The organism is Vibrio sp. 1727 (assembly GCF_033344415.1).
GTDB lineage: Bacteria > Pseudomonadota > Gammaproteobacteria > Enterobacterales > Vibrionaceae > Vibrio > Vibrio alginolyticus.
In genome coordinates this window covers 1-949 of the sequence record NZ_JAWPOT010000114.1, presented here as the reverse complement: position 1 = coordinate 949, position 949 = coordinate 1, and the positions used below count along the sequence as shown (strand labels likewise).

The window sequence follows — 949 nt, the reverse complement described above, 5'->3', positions numbered from 1 at the left end:
GTGCAGGGACAACCTTTGCGACCGCCCCTAACACAATGACGTATCTGGTTGCTCTCAAACCAAAACCGACTAAAACGCCAAGCGATAGATAGATCATGATTGGCTCAACGGCGATAGAAGTATGGTCAAGGCCTAAAGCGTAAGAAAAGGCACCTACAATGATAATACGCTTCGCGCCCCAACGGTCTGACGCCATGCCGACAAAAGGTTGGAATACGCCAAACAACAAGTTTTGCAAGGCAATAGCAAAGCTAAAGAACTCGCGCCCTGTCTGAAAGTAGTCTGAAATTGGCATCATAAAAATACCGAAAGATTGTCTGATCCCTAGACAAATAATCAAAATCCCTATTCCAAGCCAAACAAGAACTGGAAATCGGAAAATACTCATAGTTTGCTCTTATTAATGATGGTGGTGATGAGAATGATCATGGTGTTCGTTGTCTCCCGTTGTTTGGTGACAACCGCTGTTGATGGCTTGTTCTGCTAATATTTCCAGCAACTTCGGAGAGTTATGGACGATGATTAGAGATAGCCCCAACATGATAGACATTCTCAACACCTGAGCGAAAATGGATTGAGAAAAAAGCATGCATTGTGCGCTCATGTAGAAAAATGAGCGCGAAGTTTAGTGACGATTAGTCAATGAAACAAATGACAAAAAGTGAATTAATGTATGCGTTTCATGCATAGATTGGTTCTAGGGATTAATTGCAATGCACTGCTTGTTCTATGCGTTGACAGATCTGCTCTGCAAGCTGGTGGCTCGCTATGTTGCGTTGCACTGTGCTTGTAGCCAGCTTGCCTGATTCAACAACCTTAAACCAATCGAATAGCATGGCGTGAAAACCTTTACTCGTGAGCATTGGTGTCCAATCTTTTAAGTTCAACTTACGTTCTTGATTGTCCTGCCACAATTTACCTTCCACGAACGATTCAAACTCAAATGCTT

At 42.9% G+C, this 949-nt stretch carries 1 protein-coding gene and 2 pseudogenes; all 3 read right to left on the bottom strand.

What is annotated here, in order from left to right; all coding sequences use genetic code 11:
- Positions 1–388, bottom strand: a pseudogene (locus R8O10_RS24195) (MFS transporter); the annotation flags it as partial.
- 12 nt (positions 389–400) lie between these two features.
- Positions 401–550: a hypothetical protein gene (locus R8O10_RS24190; RefSeq protein WP_005499370.1), complete on the bottom strand. Its 150-nt coding sequence runs from the start codon at positions 548–550 to the stop codon at positions 401–403.
- Positions 551–704: 154 nt separating this feature from the next.
- A pseudogene (locus R8O10_RS24185) lies at positions 705–949 on the bottom strand (gfo/Idh/MocA family oxidoreductase); the annotation flags it as partial.

Excerpts from the sequence above, each read along its gene's own strand:
- R8O10_RS24190 (WP_005499370.1), bottom strand. The coding sequence starts at position 550 with ATGTCTATCATGTTGGGGCTATCTCTAATCATCGTCCATAACTCTCCG.